The organism is Mesorhizobium sp. M4A.F.Ca.ET.050.02.1.1, from assembly GCF_003997725.1.
Taxonomy (GTDB): Bacteria; Pseudomonadota; Alphaproteobacteria; order Rhizobiales; family Rhizobiaceae; genus Mesorhizobium.
Window position 1 is genome coordinate 1 of record NZ_RZSG01001042.1, and the last position, 1766, is coordinate 1766.

The window sequence follows — 1766 nt, forward strand, 5'->3', positions numbered from 1 at the left end:
GTGCGGATCGATGCGCGTGCCCGCGCGACATCGAGCCCGTCGGGCAGGCTCGCCCGGCTGAGCGGCGCGCCGACGCTGGGGTGGCTGACGAACGGGCGCAGGCGCTCGGGCACAGCGATGGCGATCTTGGCGATCAGGTCGCGCGCCGCGCCCGCCAGCACCGCATCGCCCTTGTCGGCCACCCATTGCGCGCCGAGCACGGCCGCCTCAAGCTCGTCCGGGGTCAACATCAGCGGCGGCATGTCGTAGTCGCGGTCCAGCACGTAGCCGACGCCGGCTTCGCCCCGGATCGGCACGCGCTGGCCGATGAGGTCGGCGATGTCGCGATAGACCGAACGGCGCGAGGTCTCGAGCTCCTCGGCGATCCGGCTGGCGGTGATCGGGTCGGTCGAGCGTCGCAGGATCTGGATGATCTGGAACAGTCTGTCGGCGCGGCGCAAGGCATGTCTCCTGCTGCCACTATGCTGGCAACAGGCCTGGTCCACAAGTCGGCACAGGGCGCCTCAACAGGCGCTGGCACCGACGGAGAAGACTCCGCGGCTATCCGATGGAGAAAACTCATGAATTTCGTTTCGACCCGCATCATCACCGCCGACGTCAGGCGGCTGGTCGCCTTCTATGAGGAGGTGACCGGCACCCTGCTGACGCTTTACACCGACGATTTCGCCGAGCTGACCACCGAGGCCGGCACGCTCGCCATCGGCAGCACGCGTACGCTGCAGCTCTTCGGTGGCGACCATGTCGCGCGACCGGCGGCCAACCAGACGGCGATCATCGAGTTCCGCGTCGCCGATGTCGACGCCGACTACCGGCGGCTTGCCGACCGCATCGCCGGCTCACTGGTGCAGGCGCCGACCACCATGCCCTGGGGCAACCGCTCGCTGCTGTTCCGCGACCCCGACGGCAACCTCGTCAATTTCTTCACGCCGGTGACCGCCGAGGCGATCCGGAAGTTCGAGAGGTGAGGGGGCCGAGGCGCGACGCTCGCGGTGGGCGCAACCCTTGGCCCCTCCGGCGCCCGCCTGTACAATCGTGAGATGAATGCAGGGAAGGGAGGCGCGTGATGCGGCTTGGTCGCAATCTCTATCATTTGACGATTGGGGCCTTCATCGCCGTCCTGGCGCTTTGGCCGCAGGTGGCGCCGGCCGATCCCGTCACACCCGAGCGCATCGCTGCCGCCTTGGCGAAGCTCGAGGCGCTCGCCGAGGCCACCGTCGCCGACGGTGGCGTGCCCGGTCTCGCCATCGCCGTCGTCCACGACGACAAGGTGATCTTCCTCAAGGGTTTTGGTCATCGCGAGGCCGGCAAGCCGGAGACCGTGGACGCCGACACGGTGTTCCAGATCGCTTCCCTCTCCAAGCCGGTGTCCGCCACCGTCGTGGCGGCGCTGGTCGGCGACGGCATCGTGTCCTGGGATTCGAAGATCGCCGACCTCGATCCGGCGTTCCGCCTCGCCGAAGCCTATCCGACCAGCCAACTCACCATCCGCGATCTGTTTTCGCACCGCAGCGGGCTTCCGGGCACCGCCGGCGACGACCTCGAGGACATCGGCTACGACCGTGCCGAGATACTGCACCGCCTGCGCTTCGTGCCGCCATCATCGAGCTTTCGCGCCGGCTACTCCTACAGCAATTTCGGACTGACCGAGGGTGCCGTCGCCGCCGCAATGCCGACGGGCAAATCCTGGGAGGACGTGGCCGAGGAAAAGCTCTACCGACCGCTCGGCATGGCCTCGACCAGCTCGCGTCATGCGGATTTCCTCAAGC

3 protein-coding genes are annotated in these 1766 nt (G+C 67.8%); 2 read left to right on the forward strand and 1 reads right to left on the reverse strand.

Annotated features, from left to right (window positions below; all coding sequences use genetic code 11):
* Positions 1-440: HTH domain-containing protein (locus tag EOA33_RS34700; protein ID WP_127407650.1), on the reverse strand; the 440-nt coding region annotated here is incomplete at its 3' end.
* Between the two features lie 120 nt (positions 441-560).
* Here EOA33_RS34700 and EOA33_RS34705 point away from each other — a divergent pair.
* Together EOA33_RS34705 and EOA33_RS34710 are read left to right on the forward strand one after the other, a co-directional pair.
* Positions 561-965, forward strand: a complete 405-nt coding sequence (locus tag EOA33_RS34705; protein ID WP_126055436.1) for a VOC family protein — start codon at positions 561-563, stop codon at positions 963-965.
* 98 nt (positions 966-1063) lie between these two features.
* The coding region (locus tag EOA33_RS34710) for a serine hydrolase domain-containing protein (RefSeq protein ID WP_145989484.1) at positions 1064-1766 on the forward strand (703 nt) is incomplete at its 3' end.

What these genes read in the sequence shown, in the direction of transcription:
- EOA33_RS34705 (WP_126055436.1), top strand. Translation starts at nt 561, where the DNA reads ATGAATTTCGTTTCGACCCGCATCATCACCGCCGACGTCAGGCGGCTG.